We start from the raw sequence: 21,854 nt of genomic DNA, 5'->3' as shown, positions 1-21,854 counted from the left end.
CCGCCGACCAATCGGATCCCGCTTCGGCTGCGAACCACCGTCGACCCGAGAAAGCAGGACCCCGTGATCACCCTCGCCCTCATCGGCCTCCTCGGAGGCCTCATCACCGGCATCTCGCCCTGCATCCTCCCGGTGCTGCCGGTCATCTTCCTGTCGGGCGGAGCGCAGAGCGCGAGGGGCACGTCGGATGCCCCGGCGGCCGGGCGCTGGCGACCGTACCTCGTCATCGCGGGGCTGGTGGTGAGCTTCAGCGTCTTCACCCTCGTCGGCTCGCTCCTGCTCGCCCTGCTCGGGCTGCCGCAGGACGTGCTGCGCTGGGCCGGCATCGTCGTGCTCGTGCTCATCGGCATCGGGCTCATCGTGCCCCGCTTCGAGCAACTCCTCGAGAAGCCCTTCTCGTGGATCCCGCGGAGGAACGTCGGCACCGAGCAGGGCGGGTTCCCGCTCGGCCTCGCCCTCGGTGCGGTCTACGTGCCGTGCGCGGGGCCGGTGCTCGCGGCGATCACGGTCGCCGGGTCGACGGGGCGCATCGGGCTCGAGACGGTCGTGCTGACCGTCTCGTTCGCGGTGGGCGCCGCGCTCCCGCTCCTCATCTTCGCCCTCGCGGGGCGCCGCGTCGCCGAACGGGTGAAGACCTTCCGCACGCACCAGCGCGCCATCCGCATCACCGGCGGCGTCGTGATGATCGCGCTCGCCGTGGGGCTCGTCTTCAACCTTCCGCAACTGCTGCAGCGACTCGTGCCCGACTACACGAGCGCCTTCCAGCAGGAGCTCGCCGACTCCGACGAAGTCACGCGGGCGCTCGACCTCGGCGGCCTGGTGAACGACGAGAACGACGAGCTCGACCAGTGCACGAACGGCGCCGCGGTGCTCGAGTCGTGCGGCACGGCACCGTCGATCACAGGGATCCAGCAGTGGTTCAACACGGATGACGGAGCGCCGGTCGACCTTGCAGCGCTTCGCGGCCGAGTCGTGCTCGTCGACTTCTGGGCGTACTCGTGCATCAACTGCCAGCGCTCGGTCCCGCACGTCGTCGCGTGGGACGAGGCGTACCGTGATGCCGGCCTCGCGGTCGTCGGCATCCACTCGCCCGAGTACGCCTTCGAGAAGGAGCCGCGCAACGTCGAGGCGGGCATCTCCGCCTTCGGCATCGACTACCCGGTCGGCCTCGACAACTCGCTCGCGACGTGGACGAACTACCGGAACCGCTACTGGCCGGCGCACTACCTGATCGACGCCGAGGGCGTCGTGCGGCACATCTCCTTCGGCGAGGGCAACTACGCCGCGACCGAGGGGCTCATCCGCGAACTGCTGCAGGCGGCCGACTCCGCCGTCGACCTGCCACCCGCAACCGAGCAGGCCGACGACACCCCCGAGGCCGGTTCCACGACGCCGGAGACCTTCCTCGGCACGACGAAGCAGATCAACTTCGGCGGGCGCGAGCCGTATCGCCGGGCGACGACCGCCTTCGCGTTCCCGAAGCAGCTCGCCGCCGACTCCTTCGCCCTCGACGGCTCCTGGGCGCTCGACACCCAGTCGGTCGCCCCGGCGGCCGGCGACGCAAGGGTGCGACTCGACTACACCGCGAGCGAGGTGCGGATGGTGCTGGGCGGGGAGGGCACGATCGTCGTCGACGACGGCGAGGAGCGCCGCGAGATCGCGATCAGCGGCGTTCCCCGCTCGTATGAACTCGTGAAGACGGATGCCGCGGCATCCGGAATCATCACCGTCACCGTGAGCGCCGGAGTCGACGCCTACTCCTTCACGTTCGGATGAGCCATGCCATCGCATCGCACCGCACCGCGGTCGCGGCACGCACGACGCCCGGCCCCCGATCTGGCATGCTGGGGCGCGTGGCCGACCGCGACAGTGACCTCACTGCGCCGGCGCCCGCCCCGACCGCCGAGCAGCTGCTCACGCTGGTCGGCGCCGGCGACCGGGAGGCCTTCGGCGACCTCTACGACCAGACCGCGCCCAGGGTCTTCGGCCTCGTGCGCCGACTCGTCGTCGATCCGGCGCAGGCCGAGGAGGTGACGCAGGACGTGTACCTCGAGATCTGGCAGACCGCCCCGAGGTTCGATGCGAGCCGCGGCAACGCACTCGCGTGGATGTTCACTCTCGCGCATCGCCGCGCCGTCGATCGCATCCGCGCCTCGCAGGCCGCACGCGATCGCGACCTCCGCATCGGAGTGCGCGACCTGGACGTGCCCGTCGACACGGTCGCCGAGGCGGTCGAGATCAGGGTCGAGCACGAGCGGGTCGTCGATGCCCTCGGGGGGCTCAGCGAACTGCAACGCGAGTGTGTTTCGCTGGCCTACTACGGCGGACTCACGCAGAGCGAGATCGCCGACCGCCTCGACGTGCCGCTCGGCACGGTGAAGACCCGATTGCGAGACGGCATGATCAGGTTGCGAACCGCATTGGGGGTGACGACGTGAGCGACACGAACGAGCCGCGCGACGAGCGCGACGAGACTCAGGGCGAGGCAGCCCTCGATGCGCTTCGCGACGCCGTCGCGGCGTACGCGCTCGACGCGGTCGACGCCGAGGAACGGGCCGCCGTCGAGCGCGCGCTCGCCGGCGACGCCGAGCTGCAGGGCGATGCCGACGGCTTCGCCGAGACGGCGGCGCTGCTCGCCGCTGCGACCACGCCCGCCGAGCCACCGCCGGCGCTCAAGTCCCGGCTCATGGCACAGCTCGACGAGCTGCCGCAGCAGGTTCCGGAGGCCGCGGCGCCCGCGATGCCCGCCACCGCACCGGCATCGCCCGCACCGCCCGCTCTCGCGGAGCCGGAGCCGGCCCCGGAGACTGCGCCCGCAGCACCTCAGGCTCCGCGCGAGCCCGGCCCGGCCGAACACGCCGCCCGGCGCCGCTGGTTCCAGCGTCCGGGAGCGATCGTCGCGGCAGCGGCGGCATCCGTCGTGCTCATCGTCGGTGCGGTCATCGGCGTCGCATGGACGGGACCCAACGGCTGGGGCGCGCAGCGCGAGATGGCGGCGATCGCCGAAGCGCCCGACGTGGAGTCGTCGACGCACGAGATCGAGGGCGGCGGAGCCGTCACGCTCTACTGGTCGGCCGAGCAGAGCCGCTCGGGCGTCGTCGTCGAGGGGCTGCCCGACGTCGGCGACGCATCGACGTACGAGCTCTGGTACATCGACGACGCGGGTGCGCAGTCGGCCGGCACGTTCGATGTGGCGGAGGGCGAGACCTGGCGCGTGCTCGAGGGCGACTTCGCGCCGGGCGTCGCCGTCGGCGTCACCGTCGAGCCCGCGGGCGGTTCGCCGCAACCCACGACCGAACCGATCGTCGTCATCCCGACGTAGTCGACCTGCCACAACGGATGCCGCCACGCCGCTGCCACTCGGTTAGGGTCTGAGTGCCCGTGGCCGAACGGCCGGGCCCACCACACGATGAGGAGTGACGGATGCGCGTCGGCATGTTCCTGAATTACGCAGGCGGATTCCGAGAGGTCGCCGACGAGGTCGTCGAACTCGAGCGCGCCGGCGTCGATCTCATCGCGGTCCCCGAGGCCTACTCGTTCGACGCCGTGAGCCAGCTCGGCTTCCTCGCGGCCCGCACCTCGACCGTCACGCTGGCCTCCGGCATCCTGCAGCTCTACACGCGCACCCCCACGCTCACCGCGATGACCGCCGCCGGTCTCGACTACGTCTCCGATGGCCGGTTCGAGCTCGGCATCGGAGCGTCCGGTCCGCAGGTCATCGAGGGCTTCCACGGCGTGCCGTACGACGCGCCGCTCGGCCGCACCCGCGAACTCGTCGACATCTGCCGCATGGTCTGGCGCCGTGAGCCCGTGGTGCACGACGGTCGCCGTTACAAGATCCCTCTGCCGGCAGGGGAGGGCACCGGGCTCGGCAAGCCGCTGAAGCTCATCAACCACCCCGTGCGCGAGCGCATCCCGATCACGATCGCCTCCCTCGGCCTGAAGTCCGTCGAGCAGACCGCCGAGATCGCCGACGGCTGGCTGCCGATGTTCTTCCACCCCGAGCGAGCCGCCGGCGTCTGGGGCGACGCGCTCGCCGCGGGCGCCGCGAAGCGTGCACCCGAGCTCGCGCCGCTCGACATCTTCGCGAGCCCCGCGTTCGCGATCACCGACCACCCCGAGCAGGTGCTGCCGCTCGTGAAGCCCCAGCTCGCGCTCTACATCGGCGGCATGGGCGCCCGCGGCAAGAACTTCTACAACGAGCTCATCTCGAACTACGGCTTCGAGGCCGAGGCTGCGCTGATTCAAGACCTCTTCCTCGAGGGCCGCAAAGACGAGGCGATCGCCGCGGTGCCCGACGAGCTCGTGAGCGCGATCTCGCTCATCGGCCCGGCCGGTCACGTCGCCGAGCGGGTCGCCGCGTTCGCCGAGGCCGGCGTGACGACCCTCGCCGTGACGCCGCTCGCCCGCAACTCGGCCGAGCGCATCGCACTCATGGCCGGGCTGCGCGCGATCGTCGGCTGACGGGCGCCGCGGCATCCGCGCACCGATGGAACGGCGGGCGGATGCCGCCTCGGGAAACAATCCCGGTGAAGTCGCGTCTGCCTCTGGTGCAGGTGCCGGGTACGGGGCTACCGTGAGATCGTGCCCGCGAGGATGCGGACGCAAGGGACACCTGGGGAGGAGCCGCCATGGCGGGAACGTTCGAGCTCTACGAGGATGCGAGCGGACAGTTCAGGTTCCGACTGACGGCCGGTAACGGTCAGACGATCGCGGCATCCGAGGCCTACACGACGAAGGCGGCCGCGAAGAACGGCATCGAGTCGGTGCGCTCCAACGCCCCCGACGCATCCATCGTCGACCAGACCGAGTAGTTCGAACGCCCGCCGAGGCGGTGCCCGGGAACGGGGTCGATGCGGCGCGCCGGACGCCGAGTGCCGCCATTCGCCGAATGTCAGCGGCCGCCGATACGTTCACCCGAAGACGAACACCCGAGAAGGGCGAGCGATGGGCGAACGACGAGCGGTTTCCGTGGAGCCGGTGGGCTCGAAACTTGTCGATCCTCGAGGGAGAAGTGCCCCCGGGGAATTCCGACATCCCGACCCGCTGATTAAAAGTCAGCTGCTCTGCCTCTGAGCTACGGGGGCAAGAATCAGTGAGCGAGAAGCGCTGCACGATCTGCAAGCAGTCTAGGCCACGCACTGAGTTCAACGTTCGACGGGCATCATCCGACGGTTTGCAGAATATGTGCCGGAGCTGCAACCGTGAGAAGGCCAAGCGCTATTACGCGGAGAATCGGGCGTCGCACATTCGGACGATCGTGGCGAGGAAGGCCGTTCAGCGTCTGTCCTGCCTCGAGGTCGTGGGGGCGCATCTGTTGTCGCACCCTTGCGTGGATTGCGGAGAATCAGACCCGCGTGTGCTCGACTTCGACCATCGTGACGGAGTGCAGAAGACTGCCGAGGTGATGAAGCTCGCACAAGACGGGTACTCGACCGTTCGGGTCATGCGTGAGATCGAGATGTGCGACGTGCGGTGTCGCAACTGCCATGCGAAGGTGACCTACGAACGCATGGGCGAGAACTGGCGGACCGCCCTCATGCGGCGTGCGGCCGGCGACGATCGATCGGCTTCCGAGCCTCCGCCGGAACCGAAGGATGGGCCGCGCTCGAGCGCGGCCCATCCTTCGTTCAGCTGATCACTTCTTGGCGTGCGCCCCGCCCTTCAGCGGAACGACGGTCAGCTTGGCATCACCCAGCGAGTCCGTCGTCACGTAGAGCGTCTCGGCACGAACCGAGACCGCCGAGGGCATCGAGACCTCGATGACGGAGGTCGCCGCGCTGGCCCCGGGGGCCACGACTGCGACCTGTCCGGCGCCCATCGGGCCGCCGAAGAGCTCGGCGACGTAGAGCGTGCCGTTCGGGGCGACGGCGATGCCCGTCGCGCCGCCGAAGCCGGTCGCGACGAGATTCGTCTCACCGGTGCCGGGGTCGATCGAGTACACGACGCCGCGCGGGCCGAGAGCGGGATCCTCCGAGCCGCCGGGCAGGCTCGTCACGTACAGCAGCCCGTCCGGTCCCATCTCGACGTCGGTCGGCACGGGTTCGGCGCGGTAACCGTGACCAGAGACGCAGGTCGGCCACGGGGCCTCGCCGATGTTCTCCGCGGTGATGGTCACCGGCGCCGCTGGGGGCAGAACCGCGACCGTCGAGACGACGCCGATGAGTGGAACACGGGTGTGCATGAACGATCTCCTCGGGATGGAGCGGTCCGAGGGCATGCCGGACGGCGTTCCCCCAGTGGTGCCGTCGCCGGCAGCCAATGGCAGAGCATTCCTCGGTTCCGTGGGCGTCGAGGTTGCGACTCCGCCCAGAACAGGGGACCCCTCCGCTTCTACGGCTCCCGGTCGAGAGCCCGCCACTCCACGTACGCCGCCACGGCGAGCCCGAGCATCGGTCCCCAGAACCAGAACGGCAGCACGAGGTTCACCAGCAGGGCGTCGGCCGGCGCGTCGACTGGCCCGACGGTCGTCAGCAGCATCGGCACGGCGGCGATGCAGAGGATTCCGGCCGCGATGAAGCCGGGAACCGCGGCGACGCCGACCGGAACGGGCCGTCCGCCGACGCGCGGCATCCAGCCCGGGAAGACGCGACCCCACGGCAGGATCAGCCCGAGTGTGAGGAGGCTGGCGGCGGCGGCACCCGCGCCGATCACGAGGCCGGTGGTGAGCGTCGCCGGTTCGAGGTGCGCGTTGCTCGGCCCGAAGAGCGGCCACGGCGTCAACCAGCTCGCCCGCGCCACGGCGTAGGGGAGCGGCCCGATCGCGGCGAGCACGGTGAGCACCCGACGGTGCCGCACGAGCCACGCTGCCACGCGACCCGATCCCGTCGAACGGAGCGTCACGATCGCCGCCGCAGCCCAGACGAGTGCGCAGGTCATCCCGAGCCCGACGACCGCGAAGCCCGGCAGCCCTGCCGCGAGTGCGCCGCCGACTCCGACGGCGAAGCCCGCGAGACCTTCGAGGGTGAGCCCCGCCCACCAGACGGATACCGCGATCAGCAGGAGCAATCCGGCCAGCAGCGCCGTACCGAGTCGGGGTGCCCGCACGAGAGCGACGGCGATCGTGACGAGGCCGGCGACCACAGCGGCTGCGCCGAAGAGGTACCCCGTGATGGCGATGCCCGACATGCTGCCGAACGTGAAGGCGAAGGCGATGGCGAGGGCCGATGCGCCGGCACCCGCGGCGATCGACGGCTGTCGTGACCCGCGACGACGGGCGGCGAGTACCGTGCCGAGCACGATGCCCGCTGCGCCGATGGCGAGCGAGAGGATCGCCGCGGCCGTCGGGTCGAGCAGCAGGGTCGCGAGGCTCGGCGTGGCGGGGCGGGCGAACGGGCTGATCGCCGGGTCCACGAGCCAGACGATCGAGAGCCCCGTGACGATCGCGGAGGCGACGAGCGCGGTGAGGGCCAGTGGCCGGACGCGTTCCGCAGCTCGGCGACGGAGTGAGTCCGGTCGACTCGGAATGGCGCGGGCGACCGGGTCGGTGGTGGTCACGATGCAGCTCCTCTGGATCGGTGTGCGGCCACTCGGTGCGGCCACGGTCAGCGTGCCAGCGCGATGGATCGCGCGCCTCACCCCGACGGGTGAGGCGCGCGCCCGACGGCGCCGGTAGCGTGATCGTCGATATGGACCTTGCAGACGCCCCCGCCCGATCGGCGCGGACTCCGACGCTCGCGGACCTGGTGGCGGCGCTCGCCGCCGCCGCGGCACTGCTGCCGCTCACGATCGTCGAAGTGTTCCGAGCGATGCCGGTGGACGCGGGCTGGAGGGCCGTCGTCATCGGCTCCTTCGTGCTGCTGCACGCGGCCGTGGCCCTGCGGCGGCGCTCGCCGGTCGGCGGGCTGGTGCTCGCCTCGGTGATCATGCTGGCTCTGACCGCGGCGAGCCTGCCGGGCAGCCCCACCGTCGCGGTGCTCCTGCCGAGCAGCCTCGTCTACCTCGTCTTCGTCTTCACGGCGGCGGCGAGCGGCGAGCGTCTGGCCGACGCCGCTGCGCTCGCGCTGGGGCTCACGGGAGCAGCGCTGATCACGGCGGTGGCGATCGCCCACGACGCGGCCGATGCGATCGTCTCCGAACCGGGCGCGCTGATCACGCTCGCGGGATTCCTCGTGGCGTCGATCGGAGCCGCATGGGCGCTCGGTCGCTCGCGGCTCGAACTCCGCCGCGCCCGCGCCGCGCGGGAGCTCGCGCGCGAGCAGGCCGCCGAACTCCGCCTGCAGCGCGAACGCGAGGCCGCCGCCGAGGAGCGCCGGCGCCTCGGCCGAGACCTGCACGATGTGGTGTCGCACTCCCTTGCCGTCATGGTCGCCCAGGCCGAGGCGTCCCGCGTGCTGCTCGGGCGCGACGACGCGCGCGCCCGAGCGGCGCTCGAACACGTCGTGGCGACCGGTCGCAGTGCGATGTCGGACATGCGCGGCCTCGTCTCGGTGCTGGCCGTGCCGCCGGGCGGCGGCGAGCACGATGCCGCACCGATGGAGCCGAGTCCGGGCCTGGCGGATCTGCCGGAGCTCGTCGATCGCGCCGCGACGCCCGGCCGCGCCGCGACGTTCGAACAGGCCGGGGCGGCTCGCGCGACCAGTCCGGGCCTCGGCCTCACGGTGTACCGCGTCGTGCAGGAGTCCCTCACGAACACGCTGAAGCACACGCAGCCGCCGACGACGAGCGCGGTGCGACTCGAATGGAGAACCGAGGTGCTCGAGGTGACCGTCGACGACGACGGCGGGGCGGAGACCGCCGCGAGCGGCCCGACCGAGGGCCGCGGCATCCGAGGCATGCGGGAACGGGCGCGCCAGCTCGGCGGCGAGCTCGAGAACGGGCCACGCGACGGCGGCGGATGGCGCACTCGACTGACGTTGCCGCTGCCTGTGGAGACGAAGCGATGACCGGCCTCGACCACGCGGCATCCGATCGCATCCGCGTCGCCATCGCCGATGACCAGGAGCTCATCCGCTCCGCGGTCGCGGTCATGGTGGAGGCTCACGCCGACCTCGAACTCGTCGGCACGGCATCCGACGGCGGCGAGCTCCTCGAGTTGGCGCGAGCTCACCGCCTCGACGTCGTGCTCATGGACATCCGGATGCCCCGCCTCGACGGCATCGAGGCCACGCGCCGGCTCGTGGCCGAGCATCCCGCGACGCGGGCGCTCATCCTCACGACGTACGACCTCGACGAGTACGTGTTCGCGGCGATCCGCGCGGGCGCGAGCGGCTTTCTCACGAAGGACGCCTCGAGCGACGAGATCGCCGCGGCGATCCGGGCCGTCCATGTCGGCGATGCCGTGCTCGCTCCCCGGGCGACCGCGAGCCTCGTCGAGTTCGTCGCGCAGGCGCCGGAACCGGCCGACCCGGCCACGCTGCTCGCCGCCCTGACCCCGCGCGAGCGCGAGGTGCTCATGCAACTCGTGACCGGTGCGTCGAACGAACAGGTCGCCGCTCGCCTCTACCTGACCGGCAACACCGTGAAGACCCATGTGCGGTCGATCCTCGCCAAGCTCGACCTCGCCGACCGCGTGCACGTCGTCATCTGGGCGTTCGAGCACGGGATCGCCGGCGCACGGGAGCGGTCGACGAGGTCGGCTCCCGGCGAAGACGAGTAAGGTGTGCGGCGATGGCTTCCGAATTCTCCCGTCCCACCAAGTTCCCGCCCGGCATGTTCGAGGCATTCAAAGGTGCGGAGGATCCGGCGCACCTGAGCAGGGTCGCCCACGACACGGCCGCCGCACTGCTCTCGCGGGTGCAGGCCGACCCCGATCCCGCGGTCGTCGCGCGCCTGGTCGCCTACACCGACGAGCACGGCATCGACGCGATCGCCGAGCTCTGGTCGCGCGCCTCGGCGAAGAGCCTGCCCGGGGCGCTCTGGCGCGTCTACCTGCTTCGGGCGCTGATCCGTCAGGACCCGCGCAGCATGAGCCTCGCCTTCCAGCGCGGAGCCGAGGTCTCCCACACGATCGACCAGGTCGTCGCGGGCGCAGCCATCCCCGCCGGGCCCGACGAGGTCGTCGAGCTCGCCGACCGAATCCTGCACGGGCTGTTCACGGGCGACTTCGCCGTCGCGCTCGAGCGTGCCGCGGCCTTCGCGCGCGTCGCGGCGGTGGGTTCGGCGAGCCTCGCCGACGACGCCGACGAGACCGACGCCGTGCATCCCGATCGCCCGGCGAAGCTCACGACGCGGGCCTACCGGCTCACCGAGCTCGCCGATGAACTGACCTCCTGCGCCCGCCTGTGGCGGCGCGACGCGCTCGACTGACGAGCCCGCGAAGCGGGATGGGAATGAACACCCTCCCGTCGTCGTTTAGAATTGACGTGGCCGGCCGCAGTAACCCCGGGCTCCAATATTCGCCGCTCCGAGCGGCCTCGCGCCGAGAGGCGTTCTGCGGCCGGCCTCCTGCATGCCGGTGACCGTCGCAGTGCGTCGTGAGTCGTCGAGCGGATGCCTCGGCGCCGCGCGAGCCCGCGGCATCCGCGTAGCATCGGAGCATGCCCGAGACCGTCACGCTCCTCATCGAACCCGCTCCCGCCGACGCACTCGACGTCGACGTCGCCTCGACGCTGCGCGACGTCGATGCGGCGGCGCCCGCACTGCGCGTGGGGGAGCTGTCGACGCAACGGGGCGACGGCATCTTCGAGACCATCGGCGTCGTCGACGGTCACGCTCAGGAGACCGGGCCGCACCTCGCGCGCCTGCGCAACTCGGCGCTCATCTGCGAGCTGCCCGAGCCGAACCTCGCCCAGTGGCAGGCTGCGATCGATACGGCGGTCGCTCGGCTCCCGCAGCGCGGCGAGTTCGCGATCAAGCTCGTGCTGAGCAGAGGCGTCGAGCACGGCCCCGCCCCCACCGCGTGGCTGCACGCCGTGCCCGCGGCCGACTTCACCGCGGTGCGCGAACGCGGCATCACCGTCGTCACCCTCGATCGCGGCTACGCGCACGACGCAGCGGAACGCGCGCCGTGGCTGCTGCTCGGTGCGAAGACTCTGAGCTACGCCACGAACATGGCGGCCCTGCGGGAGGCGCACCGCCGCGGCGCCGACGACACGATCTTCGTCTCCTCCGACGACTACGTCATGGAGGGCCCGACGTCGAGCGTGATCCTCCGGCACGGCGAGGTCTTCTCGACGCCTGCTCCGTCCGGAGCGATCCTGCACGGCACCACGCAGCAGAGCCTCTTCGAGCACCTCGAGTCGACGGGGCGCAGCACGCGGTACCGCGACATCCCGACCGCGGAGCTCGCGACCGCCGACGCGATCTGGCTGGTCTCGAGTGTGCGGCTCGCTGCCGGAGTGACGCGGCTCGACGGGGCATCCGTCGCCTACGACGCCGCCGAGACGCGCGCGTTCAACGACTACCTGCGCTCGCCGCGCGACTGACCGGAGCTCGGCTCAGCCGAAGCGACCGGAGACGTAGTCCTCGGTCGCCTGCACCGACGGGTTCGAGAAGATCGTCGTGGTGTCGTCGTACTCGATGAGGTTGCCGGGCTTGCCCGTGCCCGCGATGTTGAAGAACGCGGTCTTGTCGCTGACGCGCGAGGCCTGCTGCATGTTGTGCGTCACGATCACGATCGTGTACTGCTGCTTCAGGTCTTCGATGAGGTCCTCGATCGCGAGGGTCGAGATGGGGTCGAGTGCAGAGCACGGCTCGTCCATGAGGATGACCTCGGGGGAGACCGCGATCGCACGGGCGATGCAGAGACGCTGCTGCTGGCCGCCCGAGAGACCGGATCCGGGGCGGTCGAGGCGGTCCTTGACCTCGTTCCACAGGTTTGCGCCGCGCAGCGACTTCTCGACCAGCTCTTCGGCGTCGGACTTCGAGATGCGCTTGTTGTTGAGCTTCACGCCCGCGAGCACGTTCTCCTTGATCGACATCGTCGGGAACGGGTTCGGTCGCTGGAAGACCATGCCCACCTGGCGGCGCACGAGCACCGGATCGACGTCGGGGTCGTAGAGGTTGTTGCCGTCGATGAGCACCTCGCCCTCGACGCGGGCGCCGGGGATGACCTCGTGCATGCGGTTCAGCGTGCGGAGGAAGGTCGACTTGCCGCAGCCCGAGGGGCCGATGAAGGCCGTGACGCTGCGGGGCTCGATCGCGAGGTTGACGCCCTCGACGGCGAGGAACTTCGAGTAGTAGACGTTGAGGTCACGGACCTCGATGCGCTTGGACACGGGTTTCCTTTGCTTGCAGGGGTCAGCGGCCGAACTTCGGCGCGAAGAATCGGGCGACGAGCCTCGCGATGAGGTTCAGCGCCATGACGATGAGGATGAGGGTGAGGGCGGCGGCCCAGGCACGGTCGAGGTACGCCTGCGGCGGGTTGCCCTGGTTCGCATACTGCGTGTACACGAACACGGGAAGCGACTGCATGCGCCCGTCGAAGAGGTTGTAGTTCACGCTCGCGGTGAACCCGGCGGCGATGAGGAGCGGTGCCGTCTCGCCGATGACGCGGGCGATCGCGAGCATGATGCCCGTCGTGATGCCGGCGATCGAGGTGGGCAGCACGACCTTGACGATCGTCAGCCACTTCGGCACGCCGAGCGCGAAGGCGGCTTCACGGAGCTCGTTCGGCACGAGGCGGAGCATCTCCTCGCTCGATCGCACGACCACGGGGATCATGAGGAGCGAGAGCGCCACGGCGCCGGCGATGCCCGTGCGGGTGCCGGGGCCCAGGAAGATCGCGAAGAGCGAGTAGGCGAAGAGGCCGGCGACGATCGACGGGATGCCGGTCATGACGTCGACGAGGAAGGTGACGCCGCGGGCGAGCCTGCCGCGCCCGTACTCCACGAGGTAGATCGAGGTCATCAGGCCGATCGGGATCGAGATGACCGCCGCGGCGCCCGTCATGAGCAGGGTGCCGACGATCGCGTGCACGATGCCGCCGCCCTCGCCCGTGACGTTGCGCATCGACATCGAGAAGAAGTCGGCGTCGAAACGGGCGGCACCGAGGCTGACGACCGTGATGCCGAGCGAGACGAGCGGGATCATCGCGAGCAGGAAGGCGCCCGTCACGAGCGCCGTCACGAGGCGGTCCATCGCCCGGCGGCGCCCCTCGACGAGCGTCGAGAACAGCCAGATGGCCGGGATGTAGAGGAGCGCGCCGATGAACAGCGCCCCGCCCCAGTTGTAGCCGGAGCCGGAACCGAACGAGACGACGGCGAACACCGCGGCGGAGACGGCGACGGCGGCGACGAGGATCGTCCACGGCGCCGACTTCGGGAGCCGTCCGGCGGTCAGCGAGTTGGCGATGGCGACGCCGGTCTCGGGAGCCTGAGTGGTCTGGATGGTCATCAGTTGGCTCCCGAGAATTCCTTGCGGCGGCTGACGATCCAGCGCGCGAAGGCGTTGACCGCGAAGGTCACGACGAAGAGGATGAGGCCGGTGGCGATCAGGACGTTGACGTTCAGTCCGTACGCCTCGGGGAAGCTGAGGGCGATGTTGGCCGCGATCGTGTTCGGGTTGACCGAGGTCAGCAGCTGGAACGTGATCACCGGCGAGGCGGAGAGCACCATCGCGACGGCCATCGTCTCGCCGAGCGCACGGCCGAGGCCGAGCACCGAGGCGGAGATGATGCCGGAGCGGCCGAAGGGCAGCACCGCGGTGCGGATCATCTCCCACCGCGTGGCCCCGAGCGCGAGAGCCGCCTCCTCGTGCAGCACCGGAGTCTGCAGGAACACCTCGCGGCAGATCGCGGTCATGATCGGCAGCACCATGACGGCGAGCACCAGGGCCGCCGTCAGGATCGTGCGACCCGTGGCCGAGGGGGTGCCGCTGAAGAGGGGGATCCAGCCGAGGTACTCGTTCAGCCAGGCGTAGGCATCGACGAGCGCCGGAGCGAAGACGCCGATGCCCCACAGGCCGAAGACGACCGACGGCACCGCGGCGAGGAGGTCGACGACGTAGCCGAGCACCGAGGCGAGCCGACGCGGTGCGTAGTGCGAGATGAAGAGCGCGATGCCGATGGAGATCGGCAGGGCGACGAGGAGCGCGAGGGCGGCCGCCCAGACCGTGCCGAAGACGAGCGGACCGACGTAGTCCCAGAAGTTCGTCTTGAGGATGGAGGCGTCTTCGGTCGTGGCCACCACCGCGGGGATGCTCTGCACGATGAGGAAGATGGCCACTGCTGCGAGCGTGACGAGGATCATGGACCCCGCGAACACCGCCGAGCGGGAGAAGACGAGGTCGCCGATGCGGAGCTTCGCCTTGATCGGGGCCGGTGCGGACGTCATCTGGTGCGATCCTCGGAGTTCTTGAGTCGGGTTCTTGAGACGCGATCGTGCCCGACCCCGTCGCGAACGATCGGGGTCGGGCACGAACCTACTACTGGATCGAGTCGATCGCAGCCGTGATCTGCTCGCGGAGCGAGTCCGAGATCGGAGCCGAACCGGCGTCGGCCGCTGCGGTGTCCTGGCCCTCGGGGCTCGCGATGTACGAGAGGTAGCCCTTGACGAGGTCGACGTTCGCCGGGTCCTCGTACTGGCCGCACGCGATGAGGTAGCTCACGAGCACGATCGGGTAGACGCCGGCCTCTTCCGAGGTGCGGTCGATGTCGATGGCGAGGTCGCCCTCGGCGCGGCCTTCGGCGAACGGCGAGTGGTCGACGATCGCGGCAGCAGCCTCGGGGGAGTACGGCACGAACTCGTCGCCGACCTTGATCGCGACGGTACCGAGGTCACCGGCGCGCGAGGCGTCGGCGTAGCCGATGGTGCCGTTGCCGTTGGTCACGGCGTCGACGAGGCCCGAGGTGCCCTGAGCGGCTTCGCCGCCCTCGAACGGCCAGACGCCGTCGGCTTCCCAGGTCCACACGTCGGCTGCTGCTGCGCCGAGGTACTCGGTGAAGTTCTCGGTGGTGCCCGAGTCGTCCGAGCGGTGCACGGGCGTGATGGCGAGGTCGGGGAGCGTCGCGTCGGGGTTCGTCGCGGCGATCGCCGGGTCGTTCCAGTTGGTGATCGTGCCGGCGAAGATGCCAGCGACGGTCGCCGCGTCGAGGTCGAGCGAGTCGACGCCCTCGACGTTGAAGATGACCGCGATCGGCGAGATGTAGAGGGGCAGCTCGACGATGGTCGAGTCGGGGGCGCACTTCTTGAAGCCGCCCGCGGCGAGCTCCTCGTCCTTGAAGGCGCGGTCGGAGCCGGCGAAGTCGCTGGCGCCCTCGAGGAAGGTCTCGCGACCTGCACCCGATCCGGAGGGGTCGTAGTCGACGGTGACGTCGGGGTTCGCGGTCTGGAAACCGGCGATCCACGACTGCTGGGCCGCATCCTGTGAGGATGCGCCCGCGCCGACGAGGTTGCCCGAGAGCGTCGATGCCGACTCCGACGGAGCTGCGCCGCCTTCGTTCGTGGCACAGGAGCTGAGCGCGATCGCCGCGGTGACGGCGATGACGGCGGGCACGCCGAGACGCTTGAGGTTCACGTGAATTCCCTTCCGGGGTTCGGTTGCAGGTTGTGGGCCGGTGCCGACCCGCCTGCGACGCTAATGAGCGCGCCTTACGAGCATCCGTTACGACGGTAAACAGCAGGTGAACGACCGCTGTCGCACTGGCCTCGCGGGCCGCCGGGGATGCCGGTCCGTGGGCCGCAGCGGGGCTCTGCGCCCTCGACTGGGGGTCTGCTGGGAATGCTGCGGAGGTGCTCGGAGGCGATTCAGGCGCGTGGCGCGTGCGTCTCGATCGCGATGATGCCCGAGCCGGGGCTCGTGGCGGAGAGGTGCACGACGCTGAACGCGCCCGTCTCGAGCCCCGCGGCATCCGTCACGTAGGAGCCGAGCGGCGTGCCGGTGGCGAGGGCGACCTCGCGCATGATCTCGGGCAGCACCGGGCCGTGGCTGCAGATGATCGCGCTCCTGCCGGCGCGCACCCGCTTGCCGACGACTCGACGGACCTCGTCTTCGCCGGCCTCCCAGGCGTCTTGGCTGATGCCGGCGTCGCGCTTGATCTCGAGGCCCGCAGCCGCGGCGAGCGGGGTGACCGTCGTCACGCAGCGCACTGCCGGACTCGACACGATGCGCTTCGGTGCCCACGCGCCGAGCGTCGCGACGAGGCCCGCGGCCTGCTCGACGCCCCGCTCGGTGAGCGGCCGCGTCGCGTCGTCACCGGCCCACGACGAGCGGCCGACGGCCTTGCCGTGACGCACGACGGAGAGCGCGAAGGTCGAGGTGACCCCTTGGTCGACGAGCGTCGCGAAGGCGTCGAGGATCTCGACGTCGGGCTCGTAGCTCAGATAGGTGCGCGCACGCTTGATGGTGACCCACTCGAGCGCGGCCACCTCGGCGTTGGGTTTGAAGGTCGAGCGCTGCACGGCCCGATCGCTCACCTCGGCGGCCCAGTAGTGCACGATCTTCTCGCGGCCGCTCGGCAGCGGATAGCGGGAGACTCCGAGCGGCACGCCGAGCGCGACCGACAGCCCGGTCTCCTCCTCGATCTCGCGCACGGCGGTCTGCGGCAGGGACTCGCCCGGGTCGACCTTGCCCTTGGGGATCGTGACGTCGCCGTAGACGGTGCGGTGGATCACCAGCACGTGCACCTTGCCGTCGATGAGGCGCCAGCAGACGGCCCCGGCGGCGTAGATCGCCGTCGTCACCGCCTGGAACCCGATCGTGGGCGCTGCCCTGAGCGGGTGCGCTGGCCGATCTGCTGCATGAGCCTATTCTGCATGTCGTCGAGCGGATGCCCCGCCTCGTCGGTCGCGTGGCGGATCCATTCGCCCGTGCCGTCGAGCCACCACGAGCTCGTCGTCTCGGCCATCGCGAGGTCGAAGAGTGCGTCGATCTCGGTCAGATGGCTCGGATCGGCGAGGCGCACGAGCGCCTCGACCCGACGGTCGAGGTTGCGGTGCATCATGTCGGCCGAGCCGATGTAGACCTGCGGGTCGCCGTCGTTCAAGAACGAGAAGATGCGCGAGTGCTCGAGGTAGCGGCCCAGGATCGACCGCACCGTGATGTGCTCGCTGAGGCCGGGGATGCCGGGGCGGAGGCTGCAGATGCCGCGCACCCACACCTCGACCGGCACGCCCGCGTTGGACGCCCGGTAGAGCGCGTCGATGATCGCCTCGTCGACGATGGAGTTCATCTTGATGCGGATGCCGGCGGGCCGGCCCGCTTCGGCATTGGCGATCTCGCCCGCGATGAGCTTCAGGAGGCCCTTGCGCAGGTGCAGCGGGGCCACGAGGAGTCGCTTGAACTTCTTCTCGATCGCGTAGCCCGAGAGCTCGTTGAAGAGCCGGGTCAGGTCTTTGCCGACCTGATCGTCGGCCGTGAGCAGGCCCAGGTCCTCGTAGATGCGGCTCGTCTTCGGGTTGTAGTTGCCCGTGCCGATGTGGCTGTAGTGGCGCAGGCCCCCCTTCTCCTGACGGATCACGAGGGCGAGCTTGCAGTGCGTCTTCAGCCCGACGAGGCCGTAGACGACGTGCACGCCGGCCTTCTCGAGCTTGCGCGCCCACGAGATGTTCGCCTGCTCGTCGAAGCGCGCCTTGATCTCGACGAGGGCGAGCACCTGCTTGCCCGACTCGGCCGCGTCGATGAGCGCCTCGACGATGGGGCTGTCGCCCGAGGTGCGGTAGAGGGTCTGCTTGATCGCGAGCACGTCGGGGTCTGCTGCAGCCTGCTCGAGGAAGGCCTGCACGCTCGTGGCGAACGATTCGTAGGGGTGGTGCAGCAGCACGTCTTGGCGCGAGATCGCCGTGAACACGTCGGCCCGAAGGTTCGAGTCGCTCGGCTGCAGTTGCAGCGCGGTCGTCGGCACGTGCGTCGGGTAGTGCAGCTCGGGGCGGTCGAGGCGCGAGAGGTCGAACAGGCCGCCGAGGTCGAGCGGCGCGGGCAGGCGGAACACCTCCTGCTCGGTGACGTCGAGCTCGCGCACGAGGAGCCCGAGCGTCACCTCGTCCATGTCGTCGGTGATCTCGAGGCGGATGGGCGGGCCGAACCTGCGGCGCAGCAGCTCCTTCTCGAGCGCCTTGATCAGGTTCTCGGTCTCGTCCTCCTCGATCTCGACGTCTTCGTTGCGCGTGACGCGGAACACGTGGTGCTCCACGATCTCCATGCCGGGGAAGAGGTCGCCGAGGTGGTTGGCGATGAGGTCTTCGAGGGTGATGTACCCGGCGTCTTCGATGGACTCCCCGGGGTCGACGCGCACGAACCGCGGCAGCATCTGCGGCACCTTGACGCGGGCGAACTCCTGTCGGCCGGTGCGGCTGTTGCGCACACGCACCGAGAGGTTCAGGGACAGGCCGGAGATGTAGGGGAACGGGTGGGCGGGGTCGACCGCGAGCGGCATCAGCACGGGGAAGATCTGCTTCGAGAAGTAGTCGCGCAGGTGTTCGCGCTCGACGTCGCCGAGCTCGGCCCAGGTGATGATGCGGATGCCGGATTCGGCGAGCGTGGGCTTGACGAGCTGCTGGTAGGCGGCGGCATGCCGCTCCTGCAGTTCGTGCGCCTTCGCCGAGATGTCGCTCAGCACGTCGAGCGGCGAGCGGCCGACGTTCGTGGGCACGGCGAGGCCCGTGACGATGCGCCGCTTCAGCCCGGCGACCCGCACCATGAAGAACTCGTCGAGGTTCGACGCGAAGATCGCGAGGAAGTTCGCCCGTTCGAGCACGGGCACCCGAGGGTCTTCGGCGAGCTCGAGCACCCGCTGGTTGAACGCGAGCCAGCTGAGTTCGCGGTCGAGATAGCGTTCGGTTTCGAGTTCGGGTGCGCCTTCGAGGTCGAACGGCTCGAAGTCGTCGTCGAAGTCGCTCGACGTGCGGTCGTCGAGGATGCTGTCGGCGGTCATCTCCACATCATGCCACTGGGGTGTGACCGGGAGATGTGGTTTGGTCAACGGGCGGTGACGGGGGCGTCCTCGTCGTCTTCGTGGACGTTGAAGCGATAGCCGACATTGCGCACCGTGCCGATGAGGCTGTCGAGGTCGCCGAGCTTGGCCCGGAGCCGTCGCACGTGCACGTCGACGGTGCGGGTGCCGCCGAAGTAGTCGTAGCCCCACACCTCGCTGAGCAGCTGCTCGCGGGTGAAGACGCGCGAGGGGTGGGCCGCGAGGAAGCGGAGCAGCTCGAACTCCTTGTAGGTGAGGTCGAGCGTGCGCCCGTGCACCTTCGCCGAGTAGCTCGCCTCGTCGATCACGACGCCCGAGGTCTGGATGCGCTCGCTCGGCTGCGACGACTGCGACCGCCCGATCGCGAGCCGGATGCGGGCGTCGAGCTCTGCCGGCCCGGCGTGTTCGAGCACGACGTCGTCGATGCCCCAGTCGGGCGTGACGGCCGTGAGCCCGCCTTCGGTGACGATGAGCACGAGCGGCACCGAGAGGCCGGTCGTGCGGAGGATCTGCGAGAGCGCCTTCGCGCCGGCCAGATTGGTGCGGGCATCGAGGAAGACGAGATCGGATTCCGGCGCTCTGACCAGCTGCTCAGGCGAAGCGGGAATGACCCGGGTTCGGTGAGTCAGGAGTGACAGAGCCGGAAGAACGTCATCGTTTGCTGCCGGCGACAAGATCAGCAGCTGCGCCACGCATACCCTCCAGTAGTAAGGTGCGGTCAATACTACGGGACGCGAAGACGCGCTCCGCGACACGAATGGGGAGACGATGACGGACCAGACCGACACGAGCAGCGGATGGCTCGGGATCGCTGTCGTCTGGGCGATCGCGCTCATCGGGTCGATCGTTATCGTGACGCTCGCCTACTCCGGAACGGCGGCCTGGTTCGGCGACGCGTCGCGCCTCGGCGTGTACGGCGCGCTCGGCATCGTGCTCGCGGCATCCGTGATCGGAGCGCTCATCGTGCAGCTCGCGACGCGACGCCCCGAGGGGTTCGTGCTGCGCGTGAGCTGGAGCATCACCGGCGCCGCGGCGATCGTCGCGATCGCCGGGCTCGTGGTCGCGCCCATCGCGACCGCGTGAGCGGGATACACTCGAAGCATGTCTGAGCTGCTCGCCCTCGAACTCCTCTTCATCGGCCTGCTCGGTCTCGCGAGCCTCGCGATCGCGTGGATCAGCGGCGTGGTCGTCTACAAGCTCTTCAAGGGCCAGCGCTAGGTGCTGGTGAAGATGTGGCGATGATCGAGCTGCCCGTCGACCTTCCGGCAGAACTCGTGCCGCTCTCCTGGCTCCTCGGCGTCTGGGAGGGATCGGGCGTCGTCGACTACGCGGTCGGCGACGAGTCGGTCACCCACGAGTTCGGTCAGCGCGTCAGCTTCAGCCACGACGGCCTGCCGCATCTGAACTACACCTCGTACACCTGGCTGTTCCCCGCCGAGGAAGGCGGGGAGCCGACCCCGCTCGTCACCGAGACGGGATACTGGCGCCTCGCCCGAGCACTCGGCGATGGCGACCAGGGCCCGGCGATGCTGCCCGCGCGCGGCGAGTCCCGGTACACCGACGCCGATTCGGTCGAGACGCTGCGCAACGCCGACGGCGGGTTCGACGTCGAGGTGTCGCTCGTGCATCCGGGCGGTGTCAGCGAGCTCTACCTCGGCCAGGTCAAGGGGCCGCGCATCGACCTCGCGACCGATGCGGTCATGCGCGGGAGCGGTGCGAAGGACTACTCCGCGGCGACCCGCCTCTACGGCCTCGTCGACGGACACCTGCTCTGGGCGTGGGACATCGCCGCCCTCGGCCAAGACCTGCGCACTCACGCGTCGGCCAGACTCGCGAAGGTCGACTGATGACCGAATCCCCGTTCCTCGCACTCCCGGGTGCCGTCGCGTCCGCAGCCGAGGGCGTCGACGCCGGCGTCGCCGGCCACTACGGCAACCCCATCGTCGAGCAGCGCCACCTCGAGCGCGGCGACGCGATCGTCGACCTGTCGAACCGCGGCGTCGTGACCGTCGCGGGCCCCGACCGGCTGTCGTGGTTGCACTCCATGGCGAGCCAGGCGCTCGCGCGTCTGCAACCGGGCGAGGGCACCGAAGCGCTGCTGCTCGACGCATCGGGCAGGGTCGAGCACGCCGCCCACGTGATCGACGACGGCGAGACGACCTGGCTCATCGTCGAGGGTGACGAGGCCGTCGCCGTCGCCGCCTTCCTCGATCGCATGCGCTTCATGCTGCGCGTCGAGGTCGCCGATGCGAGCGGCGACGTCGCCGTGCTCGGCGCCATGTCGTCCTCGGCGCTCGACGCCGCGACCCCGGCATACGCTCCGGCAGGCGTGGCGCTCGACTGGGTCGACCCGTGGGCGCACCCCCGCCCCGGCGGCCACCAGTACGCCCACGACGCCGGCCACCCGGCATCCGAATGGCACTGGATCGAACGCATCGTGCCGCGCACCGCGCTCGCCGAAGCGGCCGCGGCCGTGCGCGCCGGCTCCGTCGACGCTGCAGGCTCCATGGCAGCCGAGGCGCTGCGCGTCGCCGCGTGGCGCCCCCGGCTCGCGACCGAGGTCGACGACCGCACCATCCCGCACGAACTCGACTGGCTGCGCAGCGCCGTCGATCTCGGCAAGGGCTGCTACAAGGGCCAGGAGACGGTCGCCAAGGTGCTGAACCTCGGTCGCCCCCCGCGCAGGCTCGTGCTGCTGCACCTCGACGGCAGCGACACCGTGCTGCCGGCGCCGGGCGACGAGGTCGTCGGAGAGAAGGCGCGACCCGAGCCCGCAGCGGGTGAAGCGCCCGAGCGCAAGGTCGTCGGCCGCATCACCACCGCGGTGATGCACCACGAACTCGGCCCGGTCGCGCTCGCGGTCGTGAAGCGTGCGGTGCCTGCCGACCTGCCGCTCATCGTGCTGAGCCACGGCACCGAGGTCGCCGCCGCCCAGGTCGAGATCGTGCCGGCCGATGCCGGAGCCGCGGTCGAGGTGCCGCGGCTTCCTCGACTCGGAGTGCACAAGGGGTAGCCGGTCGGGACGGTTCGCGGACGGTCGAGATGTCGGCCCCTGCTTCGTGGC

22 protein-coding genes and 1 tRNA gene are annotated in these 21,854 nt (G+C 70.2%); 13 read left to right on the top strand and 10 right to left on the bottom strand.

The features are described 5' to 3' along the window. The first annotated feature begins 63 nt into the window (after positions 1-63). From BJY17_RS07835 to BJY17_RS07815, 5 genes are all read left to right on the top strand, one after another. Positions 64-1,776 (top strand): cytochrome c biogenesis protein DipZ, encoded by a 1,713-nt coding sequence (locus BJY17_RS07835; RefSeq protein ID WP_179550863.1) that lies wholly within the window; start codon positions 64-66, stop codon positions 1,774-1,776. Between the two features lie 65 nt (positions 1,777-1,841). Then, positions 1,842-2,438: an ECF RNA polymerase sigma factor SigK gene (sigK, locus tag BJY17_RS07830; protein WP_179552773.1), complete on the top strand. Its 597-nt coding sequence runs from the start codon at positions 1,842-1,844 to the stop codon at positions 2,436-2,438. After that, positions 2,435-3,322 (top strand): anti-sigma factor, encoded by an 888-nt coding sequence (locus BJY17_RS07825; RefSeq protein WP_179550862.1) that lies wholly within the window; start codon positions 2,435-2,437, stop codon positions 3,320-3,322. Before sigK ends, BJY17_RS07825 begins: the two co-directional genes overlap by 4 nt. 101 nt (positions 3,323-3,423) lie before the next feature. Next, positions 3,424-4,464: an LLM class F420-dependent oxidoreductase gene (locus BJY17_RS07820; protein ID WP_179550861.1), complete on the top strand. Its 1,041-nt coding sequence runs from the start codon at positions 3,424-3,426 to the stop codon at positions 4,462-4,464. A 167-nt stretch (positions 4,465-4,631) separates the two neighbouring features. Continuing rightward, positions 4,632-4,814 carry a YegP family protein gene (locus BJY17_RS07815; protein ID WP_179550860.1) on the top strand — a complete coding sequence of 61 codons (183 nt, stop codon included), beginning with the start codon at positions 4,632-4,634 and terminating at the stop codon, positions 4,812-4,814. A 201-nt stretch (positions 4,815-5,015) separates the two neighbouring features. On the opposite strand, the gene BJY17_RS07810 is transcribed toward BJY17_RS07815, so the two are convergent. Continuing rightward, positions 5,016-5,087 (bottom strand) — tRNA-Lys (locus BJY17_RS07810). Between the two features lie 8 nt (positions 5,088-5,095). Between BJY17_RS07810 and BJY17_RS07805 the strand changes: the two genes are divergently transcribed. After that, the gene (locus BJY17_RS07805; protein WP_179550859.1) at positions 5,096-5,638 is read left to right on the top strand and encodes a hypothetical protein; all 543 of its coding nucleotides are present in this window, start codon (positions 5,096-5,098) and stop codon (positions 5,636-5,638) included. Here BJY17_RS07805 and BJY17_RS07800 read toward each other — a convergent pair whose 3' ends face one another. Next, a complete protein-coding gene (locus BJY17_RS07800) occupies positions 5,639-6,184 on the bottom strand; it encodes a ScyD/ScyE family protein (RefSeq protein ID WP_179550858.1) in 546 nt (181 codons plus the stop codon). It lies immediately after the preceding gene. A gap of 149 nt (positions 6,185-6,333) precedes the next feature. Further along, entirely contained in the window at positions 6,334-7,497 is a 1,164-nt protein-coding gene (locus BJY17_RS07795; RefSeq protein WP_179550857.1) for a hypothetical protein, read from the bottom strand. Positions 7,498-7,628: 131 nt separating this feature from the next. On the opposite strand from BJY17_RS07795, the gene BJY17_RS07790 reads away from it, so the two are divergent. The 4 genes from BJY17_RS07790 (at position 7,629) to BJY17_RS07775 (ending at position 11,366) form a co-directional block, all read left to right on the top strand. Next, positions 7,629-8,885, top strand: a complete 1,257-nt coding sequence (locus BJY17_RS07790) for a sensor histidine kinase (RefSeq protein ID WP_179550856.1) — start codon at positions 7,629-7,631, stop codon at positions 8,883-8,885. Beyond that, complete coding sequence (locus BJY17_RS07785) at positions 8,882-9,598, top strand: response regulator transcription factor (RefSeq protein WP_179550855.1); 717 nt, start codon at positions 8,882-8,884, stop codon at positions 9,596-9,598. Before BJY17_RS07790 ends, BJY17_RS07785 begins: the two co-directional genes overlap by 4 nt. An 11-nt stretch (positions 9,599-9,609) precedes the next feature. Then, positions 9,610-10,248 carry a DNA-directed RNA polymerase subunit beta gene (locus BJY17_RS07780; protein WP_179550854.1) on the top strand — a complete coding sequence of 213 codons (639 nt, stop codon included), beginning with the start codon at positions 9,610-9,612 and terminating at the stop codon, positions 10,246-10,248. Positions 10,249-10,478: 230 nt separating this feature from the next. Beyond that, on the top strand, positions 10,479-11,366 hold the full coding sequence (locus BJY17_RS07775; RefSeq protein ID WP_179550853.1) for an aminodeoxychorismate lyase: 888 nt from the start codon (positions 10,479-10,481) through the stop codon (positions 11,364-11,366). Positions 11,367-11,378: 12 nt separating this feature from the next. On the opposite strand, the gene pstB is transcribed toward BJY17_RS07775, so the two are convergent. The 7 genes from pstB to BJY17_RS07740 all read right to left on the bottom strand — a co-directional run bounded on the left by pstB (position 11,379) and on the right by BJY17_RS07740 (position 19,482). Then, a complete protein-coding gene (gene pstB / locus BJY17_RS07770) occupies positions 11,379-12,158 on the bottom strand; it encodes a phosphate ABC transporter ATP-binding protein PstB (RefSeq protein WP_074260222.1) in 780 nt (259 codons plus the stop codon). 22 nt (positions 12,159-12,180) lie between these two features. After that, entirely contained in the window at positions 12,181-13,275 is a 1,095-nt protein-coding gene (gene pstA / locus BJY17_RS07765; protein WP_179550852.1) for a phosphate ABC transporter permease PstA, read from the bottom strand. Further along, positions 13,275-14,213: a phosphate ABC transporter permease subunit PstC gene (gene pstC / locus BJY17_RS07760; protein ID WP_179550851.1), complete on the bottom strand. Its 939-nt coding sequence runs from the start codon at positions 14,211-14,213 to the stop codon at positions 13,275-13,277. The genes pstA and pstC overlap by 1 nt, the downstream gene beginning before the upstream one ends. A gap of 91 nt (positions 14,214-14,304) precedes the next feature. Further along, positions 14,305-15,396, bottom strand: a complete 1,092-nt coding sequence (locus BJY17_RS07755; RefSeq protein ID WP_179550850.1) for a phosphate ABC transporter substrate-binding protein PstS — start codon at positions 15,394-15,396, stop codon at positions 14,305-14,307. A 230-nt stretch (positions 15,397-15,626) separates the two neighbouring features. Further along, entirely contained in the window at positions 15,627-16,562 is a 936-nt protein-coding gene (locus BJY17_RS07750; protein ID WP_179550849.1) for an NUDIX hydrolase, read from the bottom strand. Continuing rightward, a complete protein-coding gene (locus BJY17_RS07745) occupies positions 16,559-18,751 on the bottom strand; it encodes an RNA degradosome polyphosphate kinase (RefSeq protein WP_179550848.1) in 2,193 nt (730 codons plus the stop codon). Before BJY17_RS07745 ends, BJY17_RS07750 begins: the two co-directional genes overlap by 4 nt. Positions 18,752-18,795: 44 nt before the next feature. Further along, complete coding sequence (locus BJY17_RS07740; protein WP_179550847.1) at positions 18,796-19,482, bottom strand: response regulator transcription factor; 687 nt, start codon at positions 19,480-19,482, stop codon at positions 18,796-18,798. A gap of 76 nt (positions 19,483-19,558) precedes the next feature. On the opposite strand from BJY17_RS07740, the gene BJY17_RS07735 reads away from it, so the two are divergent. The 3 genes from BJY17_RS07735 (at position 19,559) to ygfZ (ending at position 21,803) form a co-directional block, all read left to right on the top strand. Next, on the top strand, positions 19,559-19,873 hold the full coding sequence (locus BJY17_RS07735) for a hypothetical protein (RefSeq protein ID WP_179550846.1): 315 nt from the start codon (positions 19,559-19,561) through the stop codon (positions 19,871-19,873). A 155-nt stretch (positions 19,874-20,028) separates the two neighbouring features. Further along, positions 20,029-20,637: a nitrobindin family protein gene (locus BJY17_RS07730; RefSeq protein WP_179550845.1), complete on the top strand. Its 609-nt coding sequence runs from the start codon at positions 20,029-20,031 to the stop codon at positions 20,635-20,637. Next, positions 20,637-21,803 (top strand): CAF17-like 4Fe-4S cluster assembly/insertion protein YgfZ, encoded by a 1,167-nt coding sequence (gene ygfZ / locus BJY17_RS07725; RefSeq protein ID WP_179550844.1) that lies wholly within the window; start codon positions 20,637-20,639, stop codon positions 21,801-21,803. The genes BJY17_RS07730 and ygfZ overlap by 1 nt, the downstream gene beginning before the upstream one ends. Positions 21,804-21,854 lie beyond the last annotated feature (51 nt).

Origin of the sequence: Agromyces hippuratus (assembly GCF_013410355.1) — a bacterium.
Lineage (GTDB): Bacteria > Actinomycetota > Actinomycetes > Actinomycetales > Microbacteriaceae > Agromyces > Agromyces hippuratus.
This window is presented reverse-complemented; position numbering and strand designations above follow the sequence as displayed.